34 protein-coding genes, 16 tRNA genes and 2 rRNA genes are annotated in these 25,927 nt (G+C 39.2%); 3 read left to right on the top strand and 49 right to left on the bottom strand.

The window, feature by feature from the left end; genetic code table 11:
* Positions 1–48: 48 nt before the first annotated feature.
* The 32 genes from LDX54_RS02600 to LDX54_RS02445 all read right to left on the bottom strand — a co-directional run bounded on the left by LDX54_RS02600 (position 49) and on the right by LDX54_RS02445 (position 18,154).
* Positions 49–1,074 (bottom strand): minor capsid protein, encoded by a 1,026-nt coding sequence (locus tag LDX54_RS02600; protein ID WP_265666957.1) that lies wholly within the window; start codon positions 1,072–1,074, stop codon positions 49–51.
* Entirely contained in the window at positions 1,052–2,488 is a 1,437-nt protein-coding gene (locus tag LDX54_RS02595; protein WP_265666958.1) for a phage portal protein, read from the bottom strand. The genes LDX54_RS02600 and LDX54_RS02595 overlap by 23 nt, the downstream gene beginning before the upstream one ends.
* A complete protein-coding gene (locus LDX54_RS02590) occupies positions 2,479–3,729 on the bottom strand; it encodes a PBSX family phage terminase large subunit (protein ID WP_265666959.1) in 1,251 nt (416 codons plus the stop codon). Before LDX54_RS02590 ends, LDX54_RS02595 begins: the two co-directional genes overlap by 10 nt.
* The gene (locus LDX54_RS02585; protein ID WP_265666960.1) at positions 3,713–4,555 is read right to left on the bottom strand and encodes a terminase small subunit; all 843 of its coding nucleotides are present in this window, start codon (positions 4,553–4,555) and stop codon (positions 3,713–3,715) included. Before LDX54_RS02585 ends, LDX54_RS02590 begins: the two co-directional genes overlap by 17 nt.
* Before the next feature lie 74 nt (positions 4,556–4,629).
* Positions 4,630–4,699, bottom strand: a tRNA-Trp gene (locus tag LDX54_RS02580).
* 348 nt (positions 4,700–5,047) lie between these two features.
* A complete protein-coding gene (locus tag LDX54_RS02575) occupies positions 5,048–5,551 on the bottom strand; it encodes an ArpU family phage packaging/lysis transcriptional regulator (protein ID WP_265666961.1) in 504 nt (167 codons plus the stop codon).
* A gap of 29 nt (positions 5,552–5,580) precedes the next feature.
* Complete coding sequence (locus LDX54_RS02570) at positions 5,581–6,075, bottom strand: hypothetical protein (protein WP_265666962.1); 495 nt, start codon at positions 6,073–6,075, stop codon at positions 5,581–5,583.
* On the bottom strand, positions 6,072–6,599 hold the full coding sequence (locus tag LDX54_RS02565; RefSeq protein WP_265666963.1) for a RusA family crossover junction endodeoxyribonuclease: 528 nt from the start codon (positions 6,597–6,599) through the stop codon (positions 6,072–6,074). The genes LDX54_RS02570 and LDX54_RS02565 overlap by 4 nt, the downstream gene beginning before the upstream one ends.
* A gap of 21 nt (positions 6,600–6,620) precedes the next feature.
* On the bottom strand, positions 6,621–7,598 hold the full coding sequence (locus tag LDX54_RS02560; RefSeq protein ID WP_265666964.1) for an N-6 DNA methylase: 978 nt from the start codon (positions 7,596–7,598) through the stop codon (positions 6,621–6,623).
* Positions 7,595–8,098, bottom strand: coding sequence for an N-6 DNA methylase (locus LDX54_RS02555; protein WP_265666965.1), 504 nt, complete (start codon positions 8,096–8,098; stop codon positions 7,595–7,597). The genes LDX54_RS02560 and LDX54_RS02555 overlap by 4 nt, the downstream gene beginning before the upstream one ends.
* 19 nt (positions 8,099–8,117) lie before the next feature.
* A complete protein-coding gene (gene ssb / locus LDX54_RS02550; RefSeq protein WP_265666966.1) occupies positions 8,118–8,597 on the bottom strand; it encodes a single-stranded DNA-binding protein in 480 nt (159 codons plus the stop codon).
* Positions 8,587–8,820, bottom strand: a complete 234-nt coding sequence (locus LDX54_RS02545) for a hypothetical protein (protein ID WP_265666967.1) — start codon at positions 8,818–8,820, stop codon at positions 8,587–8,589. The genes ssb and LDX54_RS02545 overlap by 11 nt, the downstream gene beginning before the upstream one ends.
* Before the next feature lie 14 nt (positions 8,821–8,834).
* Positions 8,835–9,287 carry a hypothetical protein gene (locus LDX54_RS02540; RefSeq protein WP_265666968.1) on the bottom strand — a complete coding sequence of 151 codons (453 nt, stop codon included), beginning with the start codon at positions 9,285–9,287 and terminating at the stop codon, positions 8,835–8,837.
* Positions 9,288–9,290: 3 nt separating this feature from the next.
* Positions 9,291–9,755 (bottom strand): methyltransferase domain-containing protein, encoded by a 465-nt coding sequence (locus LDX54_RS02535; RefSeq protein ID WP_265666969.1) that lies wholly within the window; start codon positions 9,753–9,755, stop codon positions 9,291–9,293.
* Positions 9,755–9,880: a hypothetical protein gene (locus LDX54_RS02530; protein ID WP_265666970.1), complete on the bottom strand. Its 126-nt coding sequence runs from the start codon at positions 9,878–9,880 to the stop codon at positions 9,755–9,757. Before LDX54_RS02530 ends, LDX54_RS02535 begins: the two co-directional genes overlap by 1 nt.
* A complete protein-coding gene (locus tag LDX54_RS02525) occupies positions 9,852–10,064 on the bottom strand; it encodes a hypothetical protein (protein WP_265666971.1) in 213 nt (70 codons plus the stop codon). The genes LDX54_RS02530 and LDX54_RS02525 overlap by 29 nt, the downstream gene beginning before the upstream one ends.
* A gap of 16 nt (positions 10,065–10,080) precedes the next feature.
* Entirely contained in the window at positions 10,081–10,254 is a 174-nt protein-coding gene (locus tag LDX54_RS02520) for a hypothetical protein (RefSeq protein ID WP_265666972.1), read from the bottom strand.
* A gap of 16 nt (positions 10,255–10,270) precedes the next feature.
* On the bottom strand, positions 10,271–10,789 hold the full coding sequence (locus LDX54_RS02515) for a helix-turn-helix transcriptional regulator (RefSeq protein ID WP_265666973.1): 519 nt from the start codon (positions 10,787–10,789) through the stop codon (positions 10,271–10,273).
* Positions 10,790–10,808: 19 nt separating this feature from the next.
* Positions 10,809–11,255, bottom strand: coding sequence for a hypothetical protein (locus LDX54_RS02510; protein ID WP_265666974.1), 447 nt, complete (start codon positions 11,253–11,255; stop codon positions 10,809–10,811).
* 10 nt (positions 11,256–11,265) lie between these two features.
* On the bottom strand, positions 11,266–11,505 hold the full coding sequence (locus tag LDX54_RS02505) for a hypothetical protein (RefSeq protein ID WP_265666975.1): 240 nt from the start codon (positions 11,503–11,505) through the stop codon (positions 11,266–11,268).
* A 2-nt stretch (positions 11,506–11,507) separates the two neighbouring features.
* Positions 11,508–12,284 carry a phage regulatory protein/antirepressor Ant gene (locus tag LDX54_RS02500; protein WP_265667662.1) on the bottom strand — a complete coding sequence of 259 codons (777 nt, stop codon included), beginning with the start codon at positions 12,282–12,284 and terminating at the stop codon, positions 11,508–11,510.
* Positions 12,256–12,468, bottom strand: a complete 213-nt coding sequence (locus LDX54_RS02495) for a hypothetical protein (RefSeq protein ID WP_265666976.1) — start codon at positions 12,466–12,468, stop codon at positions 12,256–12,258. The genes LDX54_RS02500 and LDX54_RS02495 overlap by 29 nt, the downstream gene beginning before the upstream one ends.
* A complete protein-coding gene (locus LDX54_RS02490; protein WP_265666977.1) occupies positions 12,434–12,649 on the bottom strand; it encodes a hypothetical protein in 216 nt (71 codons plus the stop codon). Before LDX54_RS02490 ends, LDX54_RS02495 begins: the two co-directional genes overlap by 35 nt.
* Before the next feature lie 13 nt (positions 12,650–12,662).
* Positions 12,663–13,352 (bottom strand): ATP-binding protein, encoded by a 690-nt coding sequence (locus LDX54_RS02485; protein WP_265666978.1) that lies wholly within the window; start codon positions 13,350–13,352, stop codon positions 12,663–12,665.
* Between the two features lie 126 nt (positions 13,353–13,478).
* The gene (locus LDX54_RS02480) at positions 13,479–14,312 is read right to left on the bottom strand and encodes a conserved phage C-terminal domain-containing protein (RefSeq protein ID WP_265666979.1); all 834 of its coding nucleotides are present in this window, start codon (positions 14,310–14,312) and stop codon (positions 13,479–13,481) included.
* Positions 14,313–14,324: 12 nt separating this feature from the next.
* A complete protein-coding gene (locus tag LDX54_RS02475; RefSeq protein ID WP_265666980.1) occupies positions 14,325–15,158 on the bottom strand; it encodes an ERF family protein in 834 nt (277 codons plus the stop codon).
* A complete protein-coding gene (locus LDX54_RS02470; RefSeq protein ID WP_265666981.1) occupies positions 15,158–16,066 on the bottom strand; it encodes a DUF1351 domain-containing protein in 909 nt (302 codons plus the stop codon). The genes LDX54_RS02475 and LDX54_RS02470 overlap by 1 nt, the downstream gene beginning before the upstream one ends.
* On the bottom strand, positions 16,066–16,365 hold the full coding sequence (locus LDX54_RS02465) for a hypothetical protein (protein WP_265666982.1): 300 nt from the start codon (positions 16,363–16,365) through the stop codon (positions 16,066–16,068). Before LDX54_RS02465 ends, LDX54_RS02470 begins: the two co-directional genes overlap by 1 nt.
* Positions 16,366–16,414: 49 nt before the next feature.
* Positions 16,415–16,552 carry a hypothetical protein gene (locus tag LDX54_RS02460; protein WP_265666983.1) on the bottom strand — a complete coding sequence of 46 codons (138 nt, stop codon included), beginning with the start codon at positions 16,550–16,552 and terminating at the stop codon, positions 16,415–16,417.
* Between the two features lie 466 nt (positions 16,553–17,018).
* The gene (locus LDX54_RS02455) at positions 17,019–17,567 is read right to left on the bottom strand and encodes a hypothetical protein (RefSeq protein ID WP_265666984.1); all 549 of its coding nucleotides are present in this window, start codon (positions 17,565–17,567) and stop codon (positions 17,019–17,021) included.
* 14 nt (positions 17,568–17,581) lie between these two features.
* The gene (locus LDX54_RS02450) at positions 17,582–17,923 is read right to left on the bottom strand and encodes a DUF771 domain-containing protein (RefSeq protein ID WP_265666985.1); all 342 of its coding nucleotides are present in this window, start codon (positions 17,921–17,923) and stop codon (positions 17,582–17,584) included.
* A 21-nt stretch (positions 17,924–17,944) separates the two neighbouring features.
* On the bottom strand, positions 17,945–18,154 hold the full coding sequence (locus LDX54_RS02445; protein WP_265666986.1) for a helix-turn-helix transcriptional regulator: 210 nt from the start codon (positions 18,152–18,154) through the stop codon (positions 17,945–17,947).
* Positions 18,155–18,400: 246 nt separating this feature from the next.
* Between LDX54_RS02445 and LDX54_RS02440 the strand changes: the two genes are divergently transcribed.
* From LDX54_RS02440 to LDX54_RS02430, 3 genes are all read left to right on the top strand, one after another.
* Positions 18,401–19,147 (top strand): XRE family transcriptional regulator, encoded by a 747-nt coding sequence (locus tag LDX54_RS02440; RefSeq protein ID WP_265666987.1) that lies wholly within the window; start codon positions 18,401–18,403, stop codon positions 19,145–19,147.
* Positions 19,148–19,240: 93 nt separating this feature from the next.
* Entirely contained in the window at positions 19,241–19,963 is a 723-nt protein-coding gene (locus tag LDX54_RS02435) for a DUF3862 domain-containing protein (RefSeq protein ID WP_265666988.1), read from the top strand.
* A gap of 136 nt (positions 19,964–20,099) precedes the next feature.
* On the top strand, positions 20,100–21,212 hold the full coding sequence (locus LDX54_RS02430) for a tyrosine-type recombinase/integrase (protein WP_265666989.1): 1,113 nt from the start codon (positions 20,100–20,102) through the stop codon (positions 21,210–21,212).
* Positions 21,213–21,285: 73 nt separating this feature from the next.
* Here LDX54_RS02430 and LDX54_RS02425 read toward each other — a convergent pair.
* From LDX54_RS02425 to LDX54_RS02345, 17 genes are all read right to left on the bottom strand, one after another.
* Positions 21,286–21,375: transfer RNA gene (locus LDX54_RS02425), tRNA-Ser, on the bottom strand.
* A gap of 4 nt (positions 21,376–21,379) precedes the next feature.
* A tRNA-Ile gene (locus tag LDX54_RS02420) sits at positions 21,380–21,453 on the bottom strand.
* A gap of 4 nt (positions 21,454–21,457) precedes the next feature.
* A tRNA-Gly gene (locus tag LDX54_RS02415) sits at positions 21,458–21,528 on the bottom strand.
* A 12-nt stretch (positions 21,529–21,540) separates the two neighbouring features.
* Positions 21,541–21,613 (bottom strand) — tRNA-Phe (locus LDX54_RS02410).
* Between the two features lie 83 nt (positions 21,614–21,696).
* Positions 21,697–21,770 (bottom strand) — tRNA-Met (locus tag LDX54_RS02405).
* 41 nt (positions 21,771–21,811) lie between these two features.
* A tRNA-Ile gene (locus LDX54_RS02400) sits at positions 21,812–21,885 on the bottom strand.
* A gap of 13 nt (positions 21,886–21,898) precedes the next feature.
* Positions 21,899–21,970 (bottom strand) — tRNA-Met (locus tag LDX54_RS02395).
* A 29-nt stretch (positions 21,971–21,999) separates the two neighbouring features.
* Positions 22,000–22,072: transfer RNA gene (locus tag LDX54_RS02390), tRNA-Ser, on the bottom strand.
* Between the two features lie 6 nt (positions 22,073–22,078).
* Positions 22,079–22,152, bottom strand: a tRNA-Arg gene (locus LDX54_RS02385).
* A gap of 9 nt (positions 22,153–22,161) precedes the next feature.
* A tRNA-Leu gene (locus LDX54_RS02380) sits at positions 22,162–22,247 on the bottom strand.
* A 10-nt stretch (positions 22,248–22,257) separates the two neighbouring features.
* Positions 22,258–22,329: transfer RNA gene (locus LDX54_RS02375), tRNA-Gly, on the bottom strand.
* An 11-nt stretch (positions 22,330–22,340) separates the two neighbouring features.
* Positions 22,341–22,413 (bottom strand) — tRNA-Thr (locus tag LDX54_RS02370).
* A gap of 32 nt (positions 22,414–22,445) precedes the next feature.
* Positions 22,446–22,527, bottom strand: a tRNA-Leu gene (locus LDX54_RS02365).
* Between the two features lie 11 nt (positions 22,528–22,538).
* Positions 22,539–22,611 (bottom strand) — tRNA-Lys (locus LDX54_RS02360).
* Between the two features lie 4 nt (positions 22,612–22,615).
* A tRNA-Val gene (locus LDX54_RS02355) sits at positions 22,616–22,688 on the bottom strand.
* A gap of 4 nt (positions 22,689–22,692) precedes the next feature.
* Positions 22,693–22,809: ribosomal RNA gene (rrf, locus tag LDX54_RS02350) — 5S ribosomal RNA — on the bottom strand.
* 71 nt (positions 22,810–22,880) lie between these two features.
* A 23S ribosomal RNA gene (locus LDX54_RS02345) occupies positions 22,881–25,785 on the bottom strand.
* Between the last annotated feature and the right edge of the window lie 142 nt (positions 25,786–25,927).

Raw genomic sequence — 25,927 nt, 5'->3', positions numbered from 1 at the left:
TGCTCAGGGCAATAAAAAAAGCAGCTTAATTGCTGCTTTATTGAGTTATTAAATTGTCTTTTGCCATTGTTCAAAGGTCATGTTTTTAACATACACACCCTTACCTGTTTCAGGATCACGAGCCCAGCGCTCGGAGCTGTCTGGTAATCCTTCAATGTAAGGCATTGTGGTACATCTACAATATGGATGTATTAGCGGATAGTTCAAGCCTTCAACTTTGTCTTTCAAATCGAAGACTTTCTGATCTAAATGAGCGCACTCATCACACGTATGTGACTCAAGCGTTGCTAAATATTGGTATTGGTCAACTCCTTCTTCCTTGTAAGCATTAGCTGTAGCTGTCTCTGCTACATGTCCCATCTCAGTAATAATTAGCCTGTGTAATTGATAATCCTCAACGTCTTTTAAACGCTGGCGCATCATTTTAAATATTTGCTCGTTGGAATGACCTAGAACTGATCCTCGCAATAATGCATCGCCTAGCTCATTAGGTAAGATTTTGGTGTAGTTCTTCCAAATTCGCTTTGAGAAATCACTGCCTCGCCATGGCTTGTTCACGATGGTTTTTACCTGGTACTCATTTAAGGTGGCAAAGTTACTGGATAATTTAGCTTTCTCTATTTGCGTTAAATAGATGCTATGCATGTAGGTTTGCTGATACTGATTAGACAAACTACTCTCCATTTTATCCGTCTCAGATGTGGCGTATTGAGCTAACAAGCTAGTTAATTGTCCGTCTATGTTTTCTAGTCTTGATAATTGACTGCGAAAATACTCAGCATCTAGTTCTTTATCAAAACCACCTGCCTTTGCTTTGGCTTTGAACTCGGTAAGCGTCATGTGCCAGTCACGTGTACCAATGGTTGAGAGTATCTTACGAGCGTCTTTAACAGTGATCTCTTGATTAGCCGCATAGCGCTTTAGCCAATAATCAACTTCTTGCTCCAATACCTGCTCGACTTCTTTTAAGCGAGCACGCATAGCTGTTTCATATTCAGCTGTATTCTGAAGTTGCCGTTTTTTTTCAAAAAGAAAACGACGTTTCCAATAATTAACTTCCCTTTTCGTCGTCATTATTGTCACCGCCGTTTAGGTTGTCAGGGTTACCAAATTGATCAGTTCGTTCCTTTAAATCGTCCTGTTGGTCTTTCAGTTCTTGTTGCCAATCTTCAACAATTGGATTAGCCTTAGCAATTGCCTCTTTGCTAGTCCAATTTGCCAACTGAGCAACCACTTGCGCTTTTTCAACATCATTTTGAATGGCTGTTCTCGTCCAGATCTGTTCAATGGGTCGGCTATCAGCGTCTGACACATGCAGCCAATTCATAATTGCCCGAACTAATTCAGTCAGTGCGTCCCTGAAATATGCTTCCGTCTTGGCTGCCTTTAATTCAAGGTGGGAATATAGCATCTTAATTGCGGTACCTGTGGCATTGTTGGTTTTAAAGTCCGTTGGATCAATTCCTTGAGCATGAACAAAGATGCTAGTCTTAGTTGTCTCAAGCATTGCATTTCTGGCTTCGGTCGGAATATCAATTGCCATCTGATCTACTCCAGAGGCATCAGCATTGCCCAAATTTGCGATTTTAATTGCCTTATATTTTTGTAAGTTTTTCCTGAATTCGCCAAAATCTTGACCATCATAGTTTTTAAGAACAAGGAAAACCTGCTGAATATCGTCCAGGTCATTAACATAGCCGTTATAGATTTTGTCATAAACGTCAATTAAGCCTTTGTAATGATATAGATCAGGTTGTCGCTCTTTATTTTTCGGGAATGCAATAAACGGAATACGACCTAGACCATGATGGTTGACACTTGAGGTTCCCGTCTCAACACCTGTCGTTGCATCATAAATGGTAAATCTATCGTCCAGTGGTTGAAGATCAGTAAACTGTTCATCTCTCGACTTGAAGGCTGTAACTGTCTGATCATCCCAATATTCATGCACCCAATGATACTTGGCTGTGTCTGAATTTAGCTCCTTATACGAACGTCTCAGTGCCACTAGCTTGCGGTTTAGGTCAGTAGAGTAGATTGGCGTTATCTGATCAGGTGGCACAATTGCATATCTAAATTGCCCATTGTCATCAACCCAGTAGTGTAGCCATGCTATACCTGCATTAGCTGCGTCTACAACTAACTCATTCAATCTTAAGCCGAAATTATCTCCTAATGTGCTTTTGATTTGCTGATTTAGTTTATCGTCATCAACGTCTATTGTTGGTGGCTTCGTAGCGAGATAACCTGCTTCTTGGTCAACTAATAATTGATGGAAGTTTGAACTTACTCTGTTATCAGCTGCTCTAAAAGGGTTTTTGCTTTCTTTACCAGCATCTTCTTCCTTCGTTTTAGACTCGCCATTGTTCTTTAAAGTAATATCATTTTCGTTTAAATAATATCGTTTTGACGTGCCGTACTTCGATATAAATTGCGTACGTCTTGCTTGCGTGCTTTGCAATAGCTTTTTCATTGCTTCTACTTCCAAGGTTCGAAACCTCCTTTCTGAATTAATCTTTCTAATGCGTATCGTGTAGCGTCCATGGTATGGTCATTACCATCTGGATAACCTGATTTATAGTTACCGTTCAGGTCTAGTTCAAACTCATAACCCGTAAACTCACGCCACGCATCAGGACATCTTGCAGGATCAATGACTATTTCTCGTAAATCTTCTAACCACTTATAACCGTGATCTCTTGAGCCTTGTCCTTTGCGAGCGCCATAAATGTTTAAGCCTAAATCACGGTACTCGGCAATTGTTCCAGGGGATGCAGAATCAGCAATTACTGGCTCATTTAATGGATTGCGCTGTTTGATCATTTCAACTGCATCACGATTCTTAAGACCAACACGTTCAAACTCGTCAAAAATAAAAATACGGCGTCTAGCCGCATCCCAATATATTTTTACGTACGCTGTAGGGTCGTGTGCAAAACCGAAATCCAAGCCATGATAAACCTTATCAAAAGTAGCAATCTCATCATCAGTAATGGCACGTGTGGTGATATTGTTGAACACTTCTGCACCAGTACCTGTTACTTCACCTAGATACTCATGTCTGTATGCTTTCTCATTGTCTTTTTTTAACTGCTCCGCATCTGCTAAGAACTCAATACCTAGCCACGACTTCGGAACAGAGCGATAATCAGACAAGTTAACCAGTGTATCTTTACGCATCTGTTCCTGATCTACAGCCTGATTAACCCAGTTAGACTGCCTTGCTGGTGGGTTATAAGAATAAAAGGTAATTATTCCTGATCCACCACGTCCAAGAGACTGGTTGATTGAACGGATCTCTTCCATACCTTTAAACTCGGTTACCTCTTCAAAATGCTTGAACTTCGTGTAGCCTTGTCTAAAGGTCTGCGATTTAATTTTTCTCGGATCGTCCGCGCCCTTGAATCTAATTTGCTGACCTGTTGGTTTAAAGGTCAATTGCATAGGACTAACAGACGACTGCCAATATTCATCAACGTGTAATAGGTCTATTGCCCATAGGTATTGTTCAAAAACCGAGTCACGTAATGTATTAGCAACTTTACGCAAGACAATCGCATTAGCATTTTTATCTTGCATCACGCCAAGCGCAATCATAATCGAAATAAAAGAGGACTTTGTGCTTCCACGTCCTCCTTTTAGCCAATAATTAGCATGTTTTTTGTTATGTACGTCCCAAAAAAGGCTATAAAACGCTGGTGAGATGTTATTCTTAAGGCTTACCTGCATCTTTGTCCTCCTTTGGCACGTCAAAATTGATGTTTACTGTCGTATCATTGTCGTTGTTCTGTTCTTTCAGCCATTCAAGTAGCTTGTCACGAGCCTTAGTCTTGTCGTACAGCTCAATTGTTGCACCATCTTTGCCCTTGGTTATCTTCTTAATCAGGGAAGTATCAACTTGGTCTTTGTCTTTAAAGTACAAGTAGCTGTGGTGGATTGTGACCTGCTTGCCGTCAGCATCTAACACTGGCCTATCTTCAACAACATTAGTGCTTAGCTCATGACCTTTGTCGTCTTTGAAAGATTTTTTAGTCTTCTTCCTTTCGACTAGCTTCTCTGGCCAACTGCCAAAGTTAAGATAGTTACCAATATCTGCTTTGGCTTCCTTAGCTACGTCTTCGATTAGGTCTAATGGTTCGATTGCCAATTCTTTTAGCTTTGCTTCGCGAATATTTTTTATTTGTTGTTGAATACTAGGTTTTACTAATAATTGCGGACCACATACATTTGCCGTTTTATACCCTCCACCAAACACATTTAGGTAAGCTTGAGTAGCATTGTAAAGTCGCAAGTATTCAAGCACGAACTCTTTTTGCTTATCAGGTAAATCACTGTCATTTAGTTGTGCAATGGCTGCACCCGTTGGTGTTTTTTGGTGCACCCTTTTTGGCTTTTTAGTGCACCCTTTTTTTGCACCTTTTCTTACCCAGCCATAACGACTTCTCCATGACTTTACAGTATTAAAAGACACACCATATTTTTCGGCAATGTCCTTATACTTCATTCCCAGCTCATAATCGTGTTGTGCAGCTATCCGTTTCTCTGCATCAGTCACATCATTTCACCACCTCCTATACTTTTTCTAACTACAAAAAAACACCTATGACATTAATCATCATAGATGCTATACATGTCCTGCAGGGTTTGAACCCACATCTGCGGTTTTGGAGACCGCTATGCTACCTTACACCAAAGACATAAAAATATGGACTACTGATAGGTCTAATCCTTGCATTATCATATTGACCACCATATCAATTAGTCCACATTTGACACGCTCTCTTAATATTAAATATTAAACTCTGAAAACATATTATAGATTATCCAAATAAACATGTATTAAGGTCATGGCGTGTCTATTGCGGTGTCGGGAATCGGACCCGGCTTCAACCATTACCGCGACTCTTGGAGGAGTATATTTTAGAAAAAATAAAATTGTTTTTGCTAGTTTAACGTCGTCCCGGACGTTTTTTAATAGCTATCAAGGATTATCCCTAATCTTTCGACAATACCATAATATAACGTAAACACTCCGCTCGGACTTCGCTCATTGTCCGCTCATTGTCCGCTTTTGGAATTTTTCCTTTTGTTCATCTTCAAATATTCTTAGGTCTTCAATCGAGGTGTGATCTCGCTTACGGTATAGTTCCATTCGTTCCGCAAACTCAACTAAAGCCCTGTTCTTTAACTCATAATATCGTGTAGTCTGATAACCCAATCGTTGCGCTATAGCATAATTGCTAATATTTTTGATGTAGGACAGGTAAAGAATAGTTCCATATGGCTTCTCACCAGAATTACTGCAACTGCTAATCGTGTGATCAACTGCCAATACACAGTTCTCTGCATCAATGTTAACTGCCATACTTTCGTCCTGATGATTAACGCCATTGTGCGCTGTAATACCTGTAATATCCATTTGTGGACTAGACAAATCCGAGCGATGTTTGCCCGAAAGGTTCAAATAATGGTCAAAGTCATGCTCAAAAAAGTCTTTAACGTTCTGCGCCGTTTTCGTAATATCGATTTTTGTATTCTTTAAAAAACTCAATTGAACAACTCCAATCATTACTTTCAAACCTACTTTTTAACACAAAGTCCTTTACGTTCTAAATAAATGTCTCCCGGTGCCAATTTTTTCCAGCGAATAGGCTTATGCAACCTAATCAACCGATAACCTTTTCTAGCCATAGCTTTTCTCATTCTGGGTAAACCACAATGATGACCTGATATTACCTGGTGATAATTGTTATAGTTATTAGTATAAATTTTGGGGCTGCCCTTTTTTACGGCTACGTAAGTAAATAGTGGCCGTAACACTAAATGGTATCTTTTAATGACTCTCCTGACAGTATCTAATGACGTTGATGTCTTATCAACAATTTCTTGTCGACTATAGCCATCAAGAATTAACTGCTTAATCTCATTTTCTTTTTTAATGGGATTTTCGCTCGGATTAAAAAACAGTCTTAGCTTTTTCAATTTTGGATTATCTTCAGGCACATTTTTGATTGAGCCATCATGATCAGCTTCCAGCTCGTTTAACTGACTGATTATACTAGTCGGAATACTCACGTCTCTTTCTCCTTTCCTTTACTTTTACTTTGCCATTTAGCTGTTATTTCCACTCTAGGTCTTTCTGAGTAATACTTTTCCACCTTGAGTGATACCACCTGTTTGTCGTCCCGATACAGTCCCTCATGCACACATATTGCTTTATGTTGCACATGATCAACTTTCATCTTCGGATTTAAACCATCTAGGACGATTTTTGCGATATTGTCGCTGTCAGGCTTCTTGCTAGGGCGCTCCTCACCATTAAGGCACCTTTCTTTGCGCTTTTTAGAATAGGTTTTCGGAATTTTAAAGTAGGCTCTGATACCCAAACTAATGTCAGCTGAGATAGGCTTATTAATGCCATTTTTCTGTCTTACTTTTTGTGCGCAGTATCTAATCAGCTCCTCATATTTTTGAGTTGCGGATGGTGTGTAGGTACTGACAAAATCTCCTCTACGAGCAAACCTCGGTCTTGCTTTACCCTGCGGATCGCCGAGAACACCAAATACCAGGCTATGATATTCTGACTTATCACTCTGCATTAATTAGCCTCCTTTAATTTCCTAAAATAGGTCGTCTAAAAGAGCTTCTTTATATTCAGCTAAATAACGGTTTTCTTCTAGATTAAGAGCATAGATCATCTGTGACCATTCTTTAATTATTTGCGCGAACAAGATAGGTATTTCGTCCCAATCCTGCACTTCTATTTTTAGAACTTTGCTATTAGTCGTTGTCACCATTTTTTCTTCAATTAAGTTAAGCTTGTTATCTTCCTTAATGGTTTTAGCAATTTCCCTACTATTTTCTTGCGATTCTTTAAATTGCTGTACCAGCTCATATACACCTAAGTCTTTTGCCGCTTTATTATTAATCGTTATCTTTAGCTGATTTTTAAGTTTAATTATATGATTAAGGTCATTAACAATATCCTTATAATCCCTATGTTTTGCTTTTTTATACTCCACCTTAAAATATCTAGTTGGTGTCAAACAATAATCATTTTCTGCAATTTCATCTTGCGTAACTATCTGACTTAGTCCAGCTATATTTTCTGGCTTTTTTAACAATTGGATCGTTTGATCAATTACTTCTTTACTTAAAACATTAATTGTTTTTTTATAAGTTCGATTGGTAGCGGCCTGACCAAACTGTCCATTTTGTAAACGTGTTTCTTCCGTAGCCTTATCTGCTATATTAATCATCAACACATTATGACTATCATTCAGTTTGTCAAAAACAAGAAGGCAGGTTGGAATGCTGGTACTTTCAAACATCTTATCAGGAAGTGCAATAATTGCTTTAAGCCAGGAGATATTGACTACATTTTCAATTATCAATTTTTCATTTTTGTTTGAAGAAGAAAGAAGACCTTTAGGCATTAAGAAAACCGCGTGATCTACTTCATTTAATGCAGTTTCTATGAATGCCCAGTTAGCATTATTTTCCGGTGGCAAGCCTAAATCGAACCTAGATTGACTTGCAGCAAAAAATGGATATTCCCATTTCATGTTGTAAGGAGGATTACTAATTACTGTTGTCATATTTTTTCTACCTTTCCGAACTTTTCTCCAGGTGTTATTCGATATTTTTCGAATTGTTCACGCTTCAGAACATCTGCTCTTATTACTTTTGCTCTAATGTTCCTAATTGCAAGGTTGAAAACCAAAATTGGAATAACGTTTTGATCTAACTCAATGCACGTAGCTTTAACTTTAGGATTGCCTCTCCAAGCAGCTATAGTTAATGCACCACTGCCAGCGCACATGTCTACTACTTCATTGCTTTCACTTAGTGAAATTTTTGCCATCAAATCAGCTAGACTAGCTGGCGTGTAATCCTGTTTCTTATCTTTGCGATCAGCTTCATAGTATTGATATATTTTCTGCAACCAATCCACCGATAGGTCATTGTTTACTAGATCGCAGAATTGCTGCATGATATCGTTGTTGTTGTAACTTTTTTCAATTGCTGACAATAACTCTTTTGTATTTTTAACATTGAATAGCTTTAGAGTTTTGTCCGTCAGCTCTTTTAATTCCATTTTAAATTTTTAGTCCTTTCTAGAATGGCAAATCATCATCAGAAATATCAATGGTATCGCCCGAACCGTTAAATGGATCCTGACTGTTGTTGTCGTAGTTGGCACTATTATCGTTCTTACTGTAATTGCCGTTGTTACTGTTACTTGCATAACTGCCATTATTGTTATTCTGGCGGTCTTTCTTTGACTCAAGCAATGCAAAGTTATCAACAACCACCTCTGTTACATATACTCTCTTGCCATCTTTATCATCGTAATTTCTTGTTTGAATTCGTCCATCAATACCAACAAGTGAGCCTTTGGACGTAAAATTACAGAAATTTTCTGCAGCTTTGCGCCAAATGACACAGCTGACAAAGTCTGCATCTCTTTTGCCTTGTGAATTGCTGTATTGCCGATCTACTGCTAAGTTAAATGCTGCAACAGATAGTCCGCTCTGCGTTGTTCTCAATTCAGGGTCTTTAGTCAACCTACCAGTTAAAACTGCTCTATTTATCATGTTCTTGCTCCCAGAAAACTATGCTCGGTGTGGTGCACATATTAGCGTATTGATAAGTTTCTTTATCCACAAAAACCGTGCAAATTGCATTATTTTCGTTAAAAACATTAATCCAATGCATACCGCTGTTCGTGCTTGCACTGATTAATTTTACGAGTGGCACCGCAAGCCACTTTTTACTAAGCTGGTCTTGAAAAACCAGCTGATCATCGACTACTTGCATATTTATCACCGAATTTAATCATCTTTATTTAACTTCTCCTGTATATATTCAACAAGGAACTCTATCCCGTATCTTATAGATAGAGCTATAACGCTACCGTAAATTGGTATTGTCAGCCAAAAAACTATTTTCCAATGAAAATAAAAATAAATTGGTGGAATGATAAAAAAGAATGAATATGCTGCTACTAAAAATAAAGCTGCCCAAATGTATAGAATGTACCACGGTATATTTAGCAAAAATTCGGCTACTCTATCTAACCTTCTTTTTCTTTCTTCGATTTTTTCAACCCTGGCCTTAGCTTCATGCCACATTTTAGCTTCAACCATATAAAACCCTTGGGTAGTATCAATAGCTACAGCTGGTACCCCATCTTCAGTATCGGTTTCAATTTCTCTTAAAATTTCTCTTTCGGAAAGACTACGTTTTCTGCCTTGAATGTCTTCAAAATTAATGTTTACAACCATTAATTAGCTCCTTTTAATGAAAACTGACCATCGAGTGCTACCTCTGCGGTCGCCCAAAATAGGTTTTTGGTCAATCACGTTAAAAACTTTGGTAAATGGTATTTGATTGTTTGACCATTTAAAAAGCAAAGTCCCTGTTGGTTTTAAAACTCGCATGCACTCATCAAAGCCTGCCTTAATGTAAGTTGACCAATCTTCAGGAAGGCAGCCATATTTAAGTTTTAGCCAACTATTTTCACCTGCGTGTATCAAATGTGGTGGATCAAAAATTACCAGGTCAAACTCATCATCTTTGAATGGCAGCTTCCTAAAATCAGCTATAATGTCAGGACTGACAACTATATCTCTGATATATTGACGATCTTTGACCTGATCCTTTTCGCTGCGATTGTCGATATATGTCGTATGTGGCTCGTGCTTGTCGTACCAGAACATCTTAGAACCACAGCATGCGTCTAGTATCTTCATCAATCATGCCTTTCATTAGGCAACTTCTGAAAGAACTCGTTATCCTTCAATTGATACTCAGGTGGCACGTGCCCAACGTAGGTAACCTTGCCATCCTTATTCTTTCTGTAAACTGCTCTCGCCATTTGTTGTCTCCTCAACTGTAAAAATGCTGTCTATATTGATCAACACATTACCCTCTTTAACATCTGTAATTTCAATTAATTTTTCATCATGCAAATTTGCGTTAAATATTAGCTTTTTTATGAAAGATAAGTTCTCTTTCGCATCGTACTCAGTAACGCCGTCATTCATTTTGATTACTGTCATTTTGATCCTCCATTTTTTACTTAACCTTGCCAATCAGCAAATATTCATCATGTTTTCTCATGTACTCGAACATGCAATCAATATTGCAAAAATTCAATTTACCTTTATCAAAGCTTTTTACTGTGATAAAAAACTCACTCTTTCTAGTTATTTTTTGGCCACATGTTGAGCAATATACGTTTTCAGCCATTCATTTTTAGTCCTCCTTACAAGTTTTCATAGAGCTTAATCCATGCCTTAGCATTTTCTATATCGCTTTGATAATTTTCATCAGTGGCAGAAATTGAAGATTCTCTAATATAATCAAGTTTGGCTTTTCCTTTTATTCCTAATAAATTAGCGTTTTTGCTTACAATTTCTTCAAATTGTTTGTTATGATCCAAATTCAATACCTGATACATTAAAAGCATTAGTTCCGTAGCAGCTATAGTTCTGCTATCTTCTGTATTGTCGATAGTTTCTCTGTCAGAACACATTGGAATTCTATTGCAAATAATTAAATACATAGTATTAATTATTTTTGTCAGCATTTCAGTTTTTGTCTCGCCCTTTATATATGTGACAGATACACCGAAGTATTCAGCTAGCTTTTTCAACGTTTCAATCTTAGGCTTTATTTGGCCTTTTTCATATAAACTAACGGCTTGTCTTGTCACACCAAGTTTAGTTGCCAGTTCAGCTTGAGTTAGTCCTTTACTTTGTCGCAATTCTTTAATTCTGTTCATTTTGCTTTGCCTCTATTTATTAGCGTAAAGAAGCCACACCGTAGCTGTGAATTGTGTCATTTAATTCATACAAATGGTCACTTACTTCTTCGATAGTTTCAGTGACTCTGATTAAATTGGCAGCGATACAAAGCTGTGCCATTGCAGATACTCTGGGAGAAATCGCATCATCGAAATCATCATAAGGACAGTTAGCTTTAAAATTTTCAAACTCCTTTTGAGCAGCTTCTTTAATTTTCTTACGATATTCACGCTCTTCTTTGCTGAGATATTGGATATTGCCTTTTAGATATGCAACTGTTACACCAAAAAGCATTGCAATTTTCTCTACTTGTTCTTGATCCAATTTTCGATAGTCATCAACATTGTCTATATCTGATGGCTCATCAACTTCTAGCTCTATTAATTTGGCTAATTCTGCTTTGCTGATATTCTTTTCTTCACGTAATTCTTTAATTCTGCACATTTTTATACCTCTACATATTTTTGCTTAACAATTTATCTCCTTCATAAAATAGCCAGTCATCATTTGAATAATCTTTGTAGCCATTATTTTTAAGCTTATCTACCCATTTCTTAGCTTCGCTATAATCACTAAATGAGTAGCCATTACTTTTTCTTTTCAAAAAAACAGCTTCTAGTTCTTCTGAAATCATGTGTTGTCTAATTTCGCTTAGCCATTTGTGTTTTGAATTGTTAAAAACTTTTACAGACATTTCTAATCCTCCATAAATTCCATCTGCTCTAGTGTCGGTCTGATACCATCTTTCGCTAATAGATCGTAGATAAATTTTTTGCCCTTTTGCGTCCATTTCAAGTTGTTATGCATACCTTGTTTACCGCCATTTTTATAAGTAAATGGCTCGTATTGGGTATAGCCCTGATTAGCATAGTCGCGATAAACTACCCAAACTTTACGATGACCGCTTCCTTGCTGGTAGATAATGCCACGCTTATGCAATTCCTGATTAAGTTTGGCAGCACTCCAGCCGTAATCTTTAGCGATTTCTGTTGTAGTCATCAAACCAGGGTTCCTCATTTGAGAATTGAAATAATCAACTTTTGGTTTCTGCTTTTCCAATTGCTCAGCTTGTTCGGTAGCCAACTTAAGAGCACCTGCAAAGGTAGTCGGTATGTTCCACTCTTTGTAAACCATTTCAATGCGACTGCTTTCTCGTTGCTTCATGCGATTAAATAGCGTCACATATTCGGCAGTGAACTGATTGCCCTTCTTACCTGTCAGCTTATTAGCGACAAATTCGCAGCCTTGTTTTGTAAGCAAATAATTCCTGACTTCTTTGTTTTGCTTAGTACGGTAAGTGCTTGGAATAAACAGCTGATTAGGAGAAACCAATTTTGGATTCTCCTCAATATCACTGATATAGCCAGCAATATCTCTGCTTAAATGTGAATGTGACTTGCCAATCATATTAGCAACATCACGACTATCTATTACTTCTTCTCCGTTAAATGTAAATAACTGGACGTCTTGCATTGTTGTCACTTTCTTTCTCAATATTTACGAAAAATTTGTGTAATTCTTTTAGTTGTTCTTTTTCTCGTCTGTCAAATGCACCTATGCCGTGGGTACAGTCATAATTAAATCTGTCTACTGCTCGTTTCTGGAACATCTGGTTATAGATTTTATTCCAATCTGTAACTTTTTCTGTGCTTTTCATCTGATTCATCATCTTCAAGTTTTAAGGAATTCAGTATTCCTTTTGATCTTTCTAGCAGGCGAGGTATATCCTGATCTCTCCCGCTTTCAATATCACTTTTAATTTCTTGCAAATCACTAATTGCAATATCAAGCATGCCTGTTATACTAACTTTTATATTTAAATCGGTTTCTTTTTCCATTTTTCTTTTTCTCCTAAATTCTCGGTCTTTTATCTGTTATTTTTGAAAAATCAATAACCTTGCGCCGATCACTCTCTTGCATTCTGCTTACTAGCCTTGAGTGATACGTCCTGTAAAGCTCGTCCAAGCTCAAATTGGTTGTTGTTATGATCCGTTGATTGCTTTCGTATATGTCAAAGATTGTGTCCTGCACAAAGCTAGTAGCCATATTGTTGGCACTCTCTGCTCCCAGGTCATCCAGCACAACCAGGTTAGCTTTGCTGACAACATCGGTAACATGTTTTGGCGACCATATTCCTGTTTTGTCCTGGAACCAGTTCTTCATCTCACGGATTAGCTTGTTGACGCTGATGAACAAACATCTCACCATTGGATCTGCATTATCGTTAACTGCATTAAGGATTGCCATAGCAAGATGTGTTTTTCCCGAGCCAGCATTGCCGTAAAAGATACAGTTACCTTTTGCATTTGGATATCTAAGATAGCCTTTTGCTATGTCATGCGCGCCTTTTTTAGCCGAGTACTCAAAGGTTTTAGGCTGGGCTTTGAAATTTTTAAAGGTGTAATTAAACACCTCATCCCGATCGACCAGCGATTGCCGCTTAAGATAGCCTCTAGTCTGTCTAGTTCTCAAGTTCTGAGCCATCTTTTTTATTTGAGCCTGCTTTTTCTCGGCTTGGCACAATTCACAGAACGGCTTCATTTTTTTGAAACCTTCTAAATAGACCAGGTGCTCATGATGTATAGGACATATCTGATTAGTTACCTTTGTTCGATGTGCAATTATATTGACTGTCTTGCCATTAATTTTCATAGCTCCTCCAATTATCTAAAAGGGTAGGTCATCTTCATCCACACCATCCATTGTCCCGTTTGCGTAAGCTTCTTCACCAAACTCTGCGTGTGCTGGCACGTTAGGCGCTCGCTCGTTTAGGTAGCTTTCAAACTTTGTCCCGAATAACGTCTGTGGTCGCAGGTACTTACTCATTTTCGTGTCATTAGCCCACGAAGCCACTTTGTTGTCTATAACTTGCTTGAAGTCATCTAGCTTGTACCCCTCTTTGACTCGTGCATCTATTAGCCTTTTGTTAATAGCAGAGCTTGCCTTGTATCTAGCGCCTAGCTTTTCGTTAAGATAATCAATGACATCTTGATGGATAGAGCTAGGTTCTGCTTTAGCTGAACCATTATTTCTTTTATTTGATATTTCTTTATATTGATAATTCTTACTATTGTTATTACTTAGTGGGAGGTTTTGCGCTGGGCGTGTTTCACGCTGGGCGCGTTTCACGTCAGGCGTGTTTTGGCGGTTTTTTGGCGGTTTTGTCGACATTTTACCGTTAACGCTGTTTTGTGTTTGACGGTTGAGTCTACCTGTATCATCTAAGATCCAATCCAGTCCATCAAAGCTGCCGTTTTTTGAATGACGGTTAACTCTTTTTAAATAGCCATGTTCTTCAAGTTCTTGTAAACCCGACTGCAGAGCCTTTTCTCCGTCTTTGGAATGACTAGCTATTTCTTTTACGTAAAACTGCCATTCATTCGCTTGACTCCAGAGGTAGTTAAAAATACCTCTAGCCTTCCAAGTTAAGTCGTCATCTCTCACTAGCTGATTATTCGTATTGGTGTAATTGCCATTATCTTTCTTAATTAAACGCACCATGATACAATCCTCCTAAAAGAGATTAAGTGTTTGTGTTTCATCATCAGTAGTATCACCATCAACTAATTTTTTGATTTCATCATTTTTTTCTGTCTCAATGTCCTTGCTTGTACCTGTTTCTGTTTTATCAGCTGGCTTTGTTTCGTTTGCTTTCTTCGCCTTTTTTTCTTTTGCTTGATCTAAAATCTTTTTCATCTTGTATTGATCGTTGAATTGTTTAATAGCTTGCAAAGTTTGAGGATCTTTTTGATCCATTAGCCAATGCAATGTTTCAGGATCTTTATATTCTAAGTAATCATTCCAAATGTCTTTTAGAAGATAACTTTTGCCCAGGACATTGACCTTAAAGCTGTTTAGTTCATCAACATCTAATACCATTACTCGCCTACGGTTATCTTGTGGTTTGAGGCTCTGTGCATCATCGTCATCTTCACTAGCTATTCCAAAGGCAGCACTTAAGCTATATCTCTTTGCGTAGCTTATTAAACTCGCTGTCTTTTGTGCATCTTCACTTTTGGTATTGCTGAACCAGACCTTATTTGTTATCATCTGAGCGCCTGATGTGTCTACCATGACAGTCTGCACCCAAACGCCTTGGCTACTGTTGGCTATGTCGAAGTAGTATGCGAAAGCAGCATTGCCATCTTTGTCCTTAACTTGTCGACAAGCGTCCATTACAGCTTTGTCTACGTCTGCTAAATCAGCATACTTGTAGCTGTAATTCCTGCCCTTTTGCGTCACGACTTTAACTGTGTGTGTCCTTCTAGGCTGTTTGATCTGGCTTTTCACCTGAATGAAATGCTGATTCCAAATAGCACGGCTCTGTTCGTCTCCGATAAATTCCATCACTTAACCCTCTCAATTTTGAACCCCATATCTTTAAGGTATTGCATCAATTGATTAAATTGATAGTTAGTACCACCTAGCTTAATTCTTGCCTTTTTAGTAATCAGGTAGGCTATGTGATAGTCAGCTATAACTTCGCCAGTGTTCCTATCAATGGCTTTTCCATTTTTCTCGACAATGTTTTTGTTAGCCTCTGATTTGGGCTTATTTTCACGCTCAACGGCTTTTTTTACCTCTTCGGCGTAATTATCCATTTCCCCTAACACATCGCTTAGAGACGCATTTTTTAACTGCTCAACCCAGTGTTGATATGGCAGGCCTAGATCGTTAGCTTTGGCTGTGACAACTTTAATATTTTCTGTTAGTTGATTTTTTTCTTTAATTAGAAGATTAATTTGTTGGCTAATCTCTTTTTCAAACGTGGCATAAGACTCCGACTTGTTGTACCATTTTTGATTGATCTCAATTTTCTCTGCATCAACGCCAGCTTCTTTACATCGCTTATTAATATCAGCATTAATATTGGCTTCACGTTGCTTTTTAGCGTTATCTTCAAACACTTTAATCTGGTTGCCAATGTGGTCGGAAGCTTGACTTATTTCATCAATAAGTTCTTTAATTAGGTTTTTGAAGTCTAAAACAGGCTTGTCTGCCTCTTTAACAATGGCAATTTTCTTGTCATTGAGGTCTTTTTTTAGCTTGTTAAGACGGGCACGAGCTTCCTTTGCTGACTTAAGATTGTTAGTGTCTACATCGTATTTGGTAAATTCAGTGTTAATTGCATCAACACTGCTTTTCATTTTTTCGTATTCAGGGAAATCAATTTTTGCAGGCGTAAAAGCAATGCCATATTGCTTACTACCTAGCGCAATTATTTCTTGTCCCTTTTTAAGTTCATTTTCAGCCATTACAATGCCTCTCTTTCTTTGTCAGTTATTTCATGTCCGTCAAAGTAGAACATTGCTAAGTCGTACCACCATTCTCCGTCAGGATCGTCCCACCATTCAGAAAAGTCTTCCAACATGTCCTCATAGGTTCGCATTCCTCGTGGATTCTTTGGTGAGTAGCCAACTGCTTCAGTATATTTTTTTAGGTCGTTCATCAGAAAGGCTTGGGCGACTACAAAGTCCCTTGCGGTGTCGTAGTCGCAGCCATATTCGCCATATGTAGCTAAGCCACCATTAGCTTCTGTACCAATACACTCCATCTGTGTTATAATCTCCTTAGTATCCTTAAAACTTTCATTAAAAGTCCGATTAGTCGTCGGGCTTTTTTTCTGCTAAAAATCCGATTTCTTTTGTTTCTTTAACTACTTCCGTATCATCATCTCCTTCGTTAATCAACTTAATAAGCTTGTTGATTTCTTCTGGCTTTCCCACAATAGTTAATTTCATAATTGTTTCTTTCTACTCAAATCGTCCCTGGCAGAAAGGGCGGTAAACTTAGGATGTAAATCCCCAATGCTAGCACAGCAATTGCTAGAAGCAATGATACGATTAACAAGCCTTTGCTTTTCGGACAAGTGCCGAAACCTGCGTATAAAATGTGCTGCCATTCTTCTAATATCCTTTCCATAATTTTTTCCTCATACAACAACGTTACAAAATTACAAACGTTTAATTTCTGCAACTAAGCCATCTTCTTCAAACATAATTAATAAGCAATCTGGGTTTGTATCTCAAGTTCACATTTTTTGCAAAATAGAAATTTCTGAAAATAATAAAAACATTGTTTCTAGAAAATTAATTATTGTAGTGCCGACTATCCAAGTAATAGATACGTAACTTTTCTCTTTTTTCGAATGATATATAAGATAAAACTCCAATATCCAAAGAGAAGCTATCATTAATAAAATTCTTGTCATTTTGACCCATTTAAAATTTCATGAATGCGTTCAATATCTAATTCTTCAGGCTTTTTGAGCTTAAATTTTGTTCCATTGATCCAAACATAAAGTTCTGGTGACAAGTCACATTCTTTGGCAATTCCTGTTAAAATTCTGGAATATTCTCTATCAATCAAAGTTGCCCTTTTTAGGTCATCTGCCTTCAATGACATAGTGGCTAAAGGCACTTTGTTATCTTTTTCATCATGAGCATAAAAGATGATGCCGTATGCCTGTGAATTATCAGAATACAAGTTCAGTGCTCTTAATTTGTTTTTTGGAGGCCTCTCTGATTTATCTAAGCTTCCTAATTTGAATTCAACTCCATCTATCAATACATAAACATCTTTTGAAGTCTGATCCTTTGGCATTTGTTCCAAGATTAGTTTTTTTAGAGTCAAATTTGGATGTATTTCACTGTCCAGGTTTCTACCGTTATCAGCTCCTGCAATCAGTGGAACTCGTTTCCCAAATTGATCAAAGTAAAAATAAACATAGTTAATTTCTTTGGCTTGTGTTTCCATTGTGTTTCACCTCCTTATTGCGGTAGTTTTGCATTCCAGTCAATGTCATTTCGATGCTTCTCCATCCATTCCGCAGCCGGCTTTTCAAAAATGATAGTCTTACTACCCTCTTCCGTTCTTCTTGGGTTAACTACCCAGCCACCGTTTTTCACGTTAACTTCTGGATATTCATCAAAAATAAACAATCTAATCCAGTTAGGAGCTTTTTTACCGCAGTATTTTTCGGAAAATTCCTTCATTTTTATTGTTTTTCCTACTAAGGATTCTGCAGGTACATAGCCCCTTTCCTTCATTATTTGGTCAACAACACCAGTCAAGGTTTCAACTGGTATTGGCAGGTCTATTACATTTGCCATTGCTTAATCACTTCCTTTCGTTTAGTCAGTGATACCTAAGATTTTTTGCATCTTCTCCCTAATTTTTTTTGACATTGGAGATGTATCACCTTTAATCGCCCGATTAACTTGCTGAGGGGTAGTTCCTAATTTTGCTGCTAATTTTCTTTGAGTAATTTGTTTTTCAACAAGAGCAACTTTAAATTTAACTTCACATTCCTTAGCACTTTCTTCTAATGATTGATTAATCATAAATTTCACCTCATTTTCTGTTATTTCTTCATCAATTAGTTGACAAATTTTAGTAAGTATCCTAATATTAATCTATAGCAAATAAGCTTAACGGTATCCCCATACAGTTAGTTGCTTCTTTTTGCTATGCCAAATTAGTTAGTTAACTAGTTGACATCTACATAATAACAAAACTTTCTAATAGATGTCAACAATTAATTAGTAAACTTTATCAAAAACATCTTAAATTAGGAGGAATGCTAAATTATGAATACTTTCGAAAAAATCAAAGAAATAGCAAAAGAAGAGCACATGACTCTTTCTGAAGTTAATAACAAAGCTGGTCTAGGGACTAACTCAATATACAGCTGGAAAAATAGTGTTCCCAAAATAAGTAATTTGCAAAAAGTGGCAAAAGTATTACATGTCACTATTGATGATCTTCTGGGAGATCATGTTGAGAAAGTTAACAATACCATTAATAGTATTCATAAAACACAATATTCTGTTCATGAAAACACTAAAGATACTTTTTCAAAAATAATTCATTCTTACCCAATTGGAGAAAGTCCTTTACAACCTGCAACTGATAAAGAATTTAAAAGCTATACATATTCTAAACCTCACAATTATCAAGTTAGAGTTCCTATAATAGGAAATATTGCCTGTGGAGAACCAATTTTCGCAGAACAGAACGTAATAGGATATCGTGATTTAACTTTTGACCACAAACCGTCTGAAAAATTATTCATGCTGAAATGTCAAGGTGATTCAATGCAGCCACTAATTCCAGATGGTTCTTTGATAACCTTAGTTAGACAATCTACTGTAGAAAATGGTGATCTAGCTGCTGTATTAATTGATGATGAAGCAACGATTAAACGAGTTAAATTTGCTGGTAATGAAGTAATCTTGATTCCAGAAAATAATGCCTATGATCCGATCGTATTAAATAAAGATAAGCCAGGAAAAATTCTAGGCAAAGTAGTGCATGTTGAATACGATGTTTCCTAGTTATTGCCAAAACTGATTAAATAGGCTTTTAAGAACTCCTAAAAAGTAGTACATTTTATTTAACTAATAAATGTATTAATTTAGGAGGGAAAAATGAACAAAACTAGCAAGCCATTTTATAAAAAAATATGGTTTTGGATAATTACAATATTAGCTTTATTTGTTTTAATTGATGGAGCTTACGGTGCAGGAAAAAGTTCGAATGATTCTGATAATACTAAAACTGAACAAAAATCTGAAAATAAAACTACTGAGGAATCAGATGATACCAATGACGATACCAATGACGAAGAAATTTATACTGGTGAACGCGGCGATCAAATATCAATGGACAATCTTGCCATTTTACAAGCATATTACAAAATAAAATTGGGCGATCTTATGAAAAGCGGCCAAGGTGGTACTAGTTATAAAAAGGTTAAAAAAATATTTAATTCTTCACCATCAGAAACATCTTCAAGCGAAACCTCTGGTGTAAAAACTGAACTTGCCATTTGGAGATATGAGGATGTTACTATAACTGTTACTTTTGTAAATAATCATGCTGTTGGTAGTGCTGAAACTGGGCTACGCTGGAAAAGAGCAAAGCCTACGTTTACTAAAAAAACCTACAACAAGCTATCAGGTGACCTTAACAGCGAAAAAGCTTATAAAAAATTTGGTATTCCAGATGAAGTTACTCAAATGCTAATATTTGGTAGTTATAAAACCAAATTTACCTGGTTTACGGGACTAAAAGGTAGCTTGGGAGCAAATGTATCATTAGACTTTACAGGCGAGAGTTTGACCGGTAAATCTCAATATGGTTTGAAATAATTTATAATTTTTGGATAAATAAAAAAAGCTACTAAGAATACGCTTGGAAAACAAATTCTTAGTAGCTTTAAGAAAAATACATCAGGGAGTATGCCCTTTTGCATACCCTATTATAGCATAGGAGATAAAATTTAAAATGGCTTATATAAAAAAGCGTGGTAAATCTTGGCAAGCTCAAGTATCTTGGTACGATGAACAAAATAATCGTAAATATAAGACTAAAAGCGGCTTTGCAACAAAAATGCAAGCTAAAAAATGGGCTAATGAATTTGAAGTAGCCAAAGATAAAAATTTAATATCGGATCAAGATCCAACTTTTGCTGATTACTTTGACGAGTGGTATAAACGCTATAAAGCACCTGGAAAATCTAATAGCACTAAAAGGCGTTATCGTAGAGCCTATGATCTTATTAAAGAAAATTTTGGTAATATAAAGTTATCTAAAATGACCAGGGCACGTTATCAGGACTTTTTTAACTCATATGGCAAAACACATGCCAAAGTAACCGTTCAGAAAACAAATGGAACAATTCGTAGCTGTGTCAAAGATGCCATCAGTGAGGGTCTAATAACAACCAATTTTACAGATAGAATTAACTTAACCTGGAATTCTGAACGTACGCGTAAAATAGACTATCTAAATTTTAAACAAGTTCAAAAACTAAAAGAGTCACTACTTGACGGTCTAAATACTCGTTATACAAGCAGATATATGTTATTAACTATTATCTATACCGGTATGCGTCCAGGTGAAATAAAAGTCCTTACGTGGCACGATATTGATTTTAAAAATAAAACAATAACAATAAATAAGTCATGGGACTACGACAATAAAAATATTGTCAACTATGATTCAAATGAAATTAACAAGAGCACAAAAAATATTTCTTCGACCAGAATAATTAAAGTTGATCAAAAATTACTAGATATTTTAAGCAAATTAAAAGTAAATAACCATGAAAGAATTTTTATCGACAATAGAGGAACCATTCCTACTTCAAATGCCGTAAATAAAACTTTGCGACAACATTTAGCAAAAATCGGTATAAATAAAAAAGGCTTCCATTTTCACAGTTTACGGCACACTCACGTGGCTTTATTATTATTTAAGGGAGTTGACCTATATTCTATTTCTAAACGTTTAGGGCACGCAAATATGAGTATTACGGCAGGTGTTTATGCATACATGCTTGATGAGCTCAAACAGAAATCTGATCAACAAATTGTAAAGATACTTGATGAAATTTAGAAGCATGGCGAACTTTTGGCGAACATAGGTAAGTAAAAAGCTCATAACATCAACTGTTATGAGCTTTTATTTACGGAGACTGAGAGATTCGAACTCTCGCACCAGAATAACCCGATCTACACCCTTAGCAAGGGCGCCTCTTCAGCCACTTGAGTAAGTCTCCAGAATGGGCCTAAATGGACTTGAACCATCGACCTCACGCTTATCAGGCGTGCGCTCTAACCAGCTGAGCTATAGGCTCTAAAAGCGGGTAACGAGAATCGGACTCGCGACTAAAGCTTGGAAGGCTTTCGTTTTACCACTAAACCATACCCGCACTAATAATAAATGGCGCGGGACGGAATCGAACCGCCGACACAAGGAGCTTCAATCCTTTGCTCTACCGACTGAGCTACCGAGCCATCCTACGATTCATATCAGATTTGAACTGATGATCTTCTCCGTGACAGGGAGACGAGATAAACCACTGCTCCAATGGACTATATTGCGGGAGGTGGATTTGAACCACCGGCCTTCGGGTTATGAGCCCGACGAGCTACCAGACTGCTCCATCCCGCGATTATTTTAAATTAAAAGTACAAACAAACTCCATACTTTTATGGACCTTGTAGGACTCGAACCTACGACAGGACGGTTATGAGCCGTCTGCTCTAACCAACTGAGCTAAAGGTCCAAGCTCTGGGAAATAGCGGCGGGGGATCGAACCCTCGACCTCCCGGGTATGAACCGGACGCTCTAGCCAGCTGAGCTACACCGCCAACAAATGTAACCATATATTAGATTACAATCGGGAAGACAGGATTCGAACCTGCGACCCCTGATCTCAAACCAGGTGCTCTACCAAACTGAGCCACTTCCCGTTATTATGCGCCCTGAAGGATTTGAACCTTCAACCTTCTGATTCGTAGTCAGACACTCTATCCAGTTGCGCTAAGGGCGCATCACTAAATGCCGAGGACCGGAGTCGAACCGGTACGGTTGAAACCAACCGCGGGATTTTAAGTCCCGTGCGTCTGCCAATTCCGCCACCCCGGCAAGTAATGAAAGCGGAAGACGGGATTCGAACCCGCGACCCCCACCATGGCAAGGTGATGTTCTACCACTGAACTACTTCCGCAAAATATGAAATGCCGATTATACGATTTGAACGTACGACCCCCTGTTTACAAGACAGATGCTCTACCAACTGAGCTAAATCGGCAAAATGTAAATATGGTATATATTATTGGCGAATACGGGTGGTGGGACTTGAACCCACACGTCCGAAAACACTAGAACCTAAATCTAGCGCGTCTGCCAATTCCGCCACACCCGCAAAATGGGCTATGAGTCGTGACGGGCTTGAACCGTCGACCCTCTGATTAAAAGTCAGATGCTCTACCAACTGAGCTAACGACTCGGAATGGAGGATACAGGGCTCGAACCTGTGACCTCCTGCTTGTAAGGCAGATGCTCTCCCAGCTGAGCTAATCCTCCATATGCACGGCAACGTCCTACCCTCGCAGGCAGTCTCCCACCAACTACTCTCGGCGTGAAGAAGCTTAACTGCTGTGTTCGGCATGGTTACAGGTGTTTCCTTCTTGCTCTTGCCACCGTACTTTTCCTTGTGAGCTTTTACACTCAAAACTAAATATAATCCGCTAAAAAAACCTTGATTGCCTTTAAGCTTTGGTCAAGTCCTCGACTGATTAGTACTGGTCCGCTCCAAGCCTCACGGCTCTTCCACTCCCAGCCTATCTACCTCTTAGTCTTTGAGGTGTCTTACTACTTGCGTATGGGAAATCTCATCTTGAGGGGGCTTCGCACTTAGATGCTTTCAGCGCTTATCCCGGCCATACTTAGCTACCCAGCGATGCCTTTGGCAAGACAACTGGTACACCAGCGGTATGTCCATCCCAGTCCTCTCGTACTAAGGACAGCTCCTCGCAAATTTCCTACGCCCACGACGGATAGGGATCGAACTGTCTCACGACGTTCTGAACCCAGCTCGCGTGCCGCTTTAATGGGCGAACAGCCCAACCCTTGGAATCGACTTCAGCCCCAGGATGCGACGAGCCGACATCGAGGTGCCAAACCTCCCCGTCGATGTGAACTCTTGGGGAGATAAGCCTGTTATCCCCAGGGTAGCTTTTATCCGTTGAGTGATGACTCTTCCATGCGGTACCACCAGATCACTAAGCCCGACTTTCGTCCCTGCTCGAGTTGTCGCTCTCGCAGTCAAGCTCCCTTATACCTTTGCACTCTGTGAATGATTTCCAACCATTCTGAGGGAACCTTTGGGCGCCTCCGTTACACTTTAGGAGGCGACCGCCCCAGTCAAACTGCCCGTCTGACACTGTCCCATGCCTCGCTTAGAGGCTCTGGTTAGAGCAGCCATCAAACAAGGGTAGTATCCCAACATTGCCTCTGATAACACTGGCGTGCTATCTTCTCCGGCTCCTACCTATCCTGTACATGTTTAACAGCTGCCCAATATCAAATTGCAGTAAAGCTCCATGGGGTCTTTCCGTCCTGTCGCGGGTAACCCGCATCTTCACGGGTATTATAATTTCACCGAGTCTCTCGTTGAGACAGTGCCCAAATCATTACACCTTTCGTGCAGGTCGGAACTTACCCGACAAGGAATTTCGCTACCTTAGGATCGATTATAGTTACGGCCGCCGTTTACTGGGGCTTCAGTTCGCTGCTTCGCTTGCGCTAACAGCTCTCCTTAACCTTCCAGCACCGGGCAGGTGTCAGCCCCTATACGTCGTCTTACGACTTGGCAGAGACCTGTGTTTTTGATAAACAGTTGTTTGAGTCTATTCACTGCGGCTGGCTTTTACACCAGCACCCCTTCTCCCGAAGTTACGGGGCGATTTTGCCGAGTTCCTTAACGAGAGTTCTCTCGCTCACCTGAGTGTTCTCCACTCGACTACCTGTGTCGGTTTGCGGTACGGGTACCTATCTTCTCACTAGAAGCTTTTCTTGGCAGTGTGACGCTTGAACCTTCGCTACTATAATTTCGCTCCTCATCACGCCTTGTGCTTACCAGTAATAAGCATTTGACTCATTACCACACTTGACGCTTAAACATGGCTTCCAGCGCCATGCGTTCTTTGCCTCCTGCGTCCCTCCTTCGCTGTTAACGAAGATAAGCAGTACAGGAATCTCTACCTGTTCTCCATCGACTACGCCTTTCGGCCTTGCCTTAGGTCCCGACTTACCCTGGGCGGACGAGCCTGCCCCAGGAAACCTTAGTCTTTCGGCGGATAGGATTCTCACCTATCTTGCGCTACTCATACCGGCATTCTCACTTCTAAACGCTCCATTTATCTTCACAGTTAAACTTCGCCGCATTTAGAACGCTCTCCTACCACATGCATTACTGCACATCCACAGTTTCGGTACTATGCTTAGCCCCGGTAAATTTTCGGCGCAGCGTCACTCGACTAGTGAGCTATTACGCACTCTTTTAATGATGGCTGCTTCTGAGCCAACATCCTAGTTGTCTACGCAACTCCACATCCTTTTCCACTTAGCATAGATTTGGGGATCTTAACTGGTGATCTGGGCTGTTTCCCTTTCGACTACGGATCTTATCACTCGCAGTCTGACTCCAGTGCCTTGATCGCTGGAATTCGCAGTTTATCTGAATTCAGTAACCCCTGACGGCTCTTCGTCCAAACAGAGCTCTACCTCCATGATCTTTCTAGCACCAGGCTAGCCCTAAAGCTATTTCGGAGAGAACCAGCTATCTCCAAGTTCGTTTGGAATTTCACCGCTACCCACAACTCATCCCCGCAATTTTTAACTTACGTGGGTTCAGTCCTCCAGTGCGCTTTACCGCACCTTCAACCTGGTCATGGGTAGGTCACTTGGTTTCGGGTCTACATCAACTAACTACTGCGCCCTCTTCAGACTCGCTTTCGCTCCGGCTCCGTCTTTTCTGACTTAACCTCGCTAATTAACGTAACTCGCCGGTTCATTCTACAAAAGGCACGCCATTACCCCTTAATGGGCTTTGACTATTTGTAGGCACACGGTTTCAGGTTCTCTTTCACTCCCTCCCGGGGTTCTTTTCACCTTTCCCTCACGGTACTGGTTCACTATCGGTCACAATGTAGTATTTAGCCTTGCGAGATGGTCCTCGCTGCTTCAATCGGGATTCCTCGTGTCCCGACCTACTCAGGATCCTGCTCAGCGCGCTTGGGATTTCGCTTACGGGGCTCTCACCCTCTCTGGCTTACCTTCCCAGGTAATTCTGCTATCCTTTGCGCTGCCTTGTCGCAGTCCTACAACCCCAAATGATAAATCATCTGGTTTGGGCTCTTTCCGCTTCGCTCGCCGCTACTAGGGAAATCGATTTTTCTTTCTCTTCCTGCAGCTACTTAGATGTTTCAGTTCACTGCGTCTTGCCCCAGGTGGCTATTGATTCACCACCTGGTAATGCATCTGCATGCATTGGGTTCCCCATTCGGATATCTCCGGATCTTTGCGTACTTACTGCTCCCCGAAGCCTTTCGTGGTTCGTCACGTCCTTCTTCGCCTCATTGTGCCTAGGCATTCACCGTGCGCCCTTCTTTACTTGACCTTACTCAAGATACTCTCTCGGTCGCTCTTTAGCAATCTGTTCTCTTTTGATTGTTTCTCGGTTTTTCTTGGATTATATTCAGTTTTCAATGTACTAACTCGTTTGAGGTACTACCCTCAAAACTAAACAATGTCTTCCCTAC

Source organism: Lactobacillus sp. IBH004 (assembly GCF_026185255.2).
GTDB classification, from domain to species: domain Bacteria; phylum Bacillota; class Bacilli; order Lactobacillales; family Lactobacillaceae; genus Lactobacillus; species Lactobacillus melliventris.
This window is presented reverse-complemented; position numbering and strand designations above follow the sequence as displayed.

Excerpts from the sequence above, each read along its gene's own strand:
- LDX54_RS02455 (WP_265666984.1), bottom strand. The coding sequence starts at position 17,567 with ATGGAAACACAAGCCAAAGAAATTAACTATGTTTATTTTTACTTTGAT.
- LDX54_RS02515 (WP_265666973.1), bottom strand. The coding sequence starts at position 10,789 with ATGAACAGAATTAAAGAATTGCGACAAAGTAAAGGACTAACTCAAGCT.
- LDX54_RS02590 (WP_265666959.1), bottom strand. The coding sequence starts at position 3,729 with ATGCAGGTAAGCCTTAAGAATAACATCTCACCAGCGTTTTATAGCCTT.
- LDX54_RS02445 (WP_265666986.1), bottom strand. The coding sequence starts at position 18,154 with ATGATTAATCAATCATTAGAAGAAAGTGCTAAGGAATGTGAAGTTAAA.
- LDX54_RS02440 (WP_265666987.1), top strand. The coding sequence starts at position 18,401 with ATGAATACTTTCGAAAAAATCAAAGAAATAGCAAAAGAAGAGCACATG.
- LDX54_RS02540 (WP_265666968.1), bottom strand. The coding sequence starts at position 9,287 with ATGGTTGTAAACATTAATTTTGAAGACATTCAAGGCAGAAAACGTAGT.
- LDX54_RS02600 (WP_265666957.1), bottom strand. The coding sequence starts at position 1,074 with ATGACGACGAAAAGGGAAGTTAATTATTGGAAACGTCGTTTTCTTTTT.
- LDX54_RS02525 (WP_265666971.1), bottom strand. The coding sequence starts at position 10,064 with ATGACAGTAATCAAAATGAATGACGGCGTTACTGAGTACGATGCGAAA.
- LDX54_RS02500 (WP_265667662.1), bottom strand. The coding sequence starts at position 12,284 with ATGCAAGACGTCCAGTTATTTACATTTAACGGAGAAGAAGTAATAGAT.
- LDX54_RS02555 (WP_265666965.1), bottom strand. The coding sequence starts at position 8,098 with ATGGAATTAAAAGAGCTGACGGACAAAACTCTAAAGCTATTCAATGTT.
- LDX54_RS02505 (WP_265666975.1), bottom strand. The coding sequence starts at position 11,505 with ATGTCTGTAAAAGTTTTTAACAATTCAAAACACAAATGGCTAAGCGAA.
- LDX54_RS02560 (WP_265666964.1), bottom strand. The coding sequence starts at position 7,598 with ATGACAACAGTAATTAGTAATCCTCCTTACAACATGAAATGGGAATAT.
- LDX54_RS02520 (WP_265666972.1), bottom strand. The coding sequence starts at position 10,254 with ATGGCTGAAAACGTATATTGCTCAACATGTGGCCAAAAAATAACTAGA.
- ssb (WP_265666966.1), bottom strand. The coding sequence starts at position 8,597 with ATGATAAATAGAGCAGTTTTAACTGGTAGGTTGACTAAAGACCCTGAA.
- LDX54_RS02565 (WP_265666963.1), bottom strand. The coding sequence starts at position 6,599 with ATGCAGAGTGATAAGTCAGAATATCATAGCCTGGTATTTGGTGTTCTC.
- LDX54_RS02530 (WP_265666970.1), bottom strand. The coding sequence starts at position 9,880 with ATGGCGAGAGCAGTTTACAGAAAGAATAAGGATGGCAAGGTTACCTAC.
- LDX54_RS02535 (WP_265666969.1), bottom strand. The coding sequence starts at position 9,755 with ATGAAGATACTAGACGCATGCTGTGGTTCTAAGATGTTCTGGTACGAC.
- LDX54_RS02470 (WP_265666981.1), bottom strand. The coding sequence starts at position 16,066 with ATGGCTGAAAATGAACTTAAAAAGGGACAAGAAATAATTGCGCTAGGT.
- LDX54_RS02465 (WP_265666982.1), bottom strand. The coding sequence starts at position 16,365 with ATGGAGTGTATTGGTACAGAAGCTAATGGTGGCTTAGCTACATATGGC.
- LDX54_RS02495 (WP_265666976.1), bottom strand. The coding sequence starts at position 12,468 with ATGAAAAGCACAGAAAAAGTTACAGATTGGAATAAAATCTATAACCAG.
- LDX54_RS02475 (WP_265666980.1), bottom strand. The coding sequence starts at position 15,158 with ATGGAATTTATCGGAGACGAACAGAGCCGTGCTATTTGGAATCAGCAT.
- LDX54_RS02545 (WP_265666967.1), bottom strand. The coding sequence starts at position 8,820 with ATGCAAGTAGTCGATGATCAGCTGGTTTTTCAAGACCAGCTTAGTAAA.
- LDX54_RS02480 (WP_265666979.1), bottom strand. The coding sequence starts at position 14,312 with ATGGTGCGTTTAATTAAGAAAGATAATGGCAATTACACCAATACGAAT.
- LDX54_RS02430 (WP_265666989.1), top strand. The coding sequence starts at position 20,100 with ATGGCTTATATAAAAAAGCGTGGTAAATCTTGGCAAGCTCAAGTATCT.
- LDX54_RS02460 (WP_265666983.1), bottom strand. The coding sequence starts at position 16,552 with ATGAAATTAACTATTGTGGGAAAGCCAGAAGAAATCAACAAGCTTATT.
- LDX54_RS02435 (WP_265666988.1), top strand. The coding sequence starts at position 19,241 with ATGAACAAAACTAGCAAGCCATTTTATAAAAAAATATGGTTTTGGATA.
- LDX54_RS02490 (WP_265666977.1), bottom strand. The coding sequence starts at position 12,649 with ATGGAAAAAGAAACCGATTTAAATATAAAAGTTAGTATAACAGGCATG.
- LDX54_RS02485 (WP_265666978.1), bottom strand. The coding sequence starts at position 13,352 with ATGAAGCCGTTCTGTGAATTGTGCCAAGCCGAGAAAAAGCAGGCTCAA.
- LDX54_RS02510 (WP_265666974.1), bottom strand. The coding sequence starts at position 11,255 with ATGTGCAGAATTAAAGAATTACGTGAAGAAAAGAATATCAGCAAAGCA.
- LDX54_RS02450 (WP_265666985.1), bottom strand. The coding sequence starts at position 17,923 with ATGGCAAATGTAATAGACCTGCCAATACCAGTTGAAACCTTGACTGGT.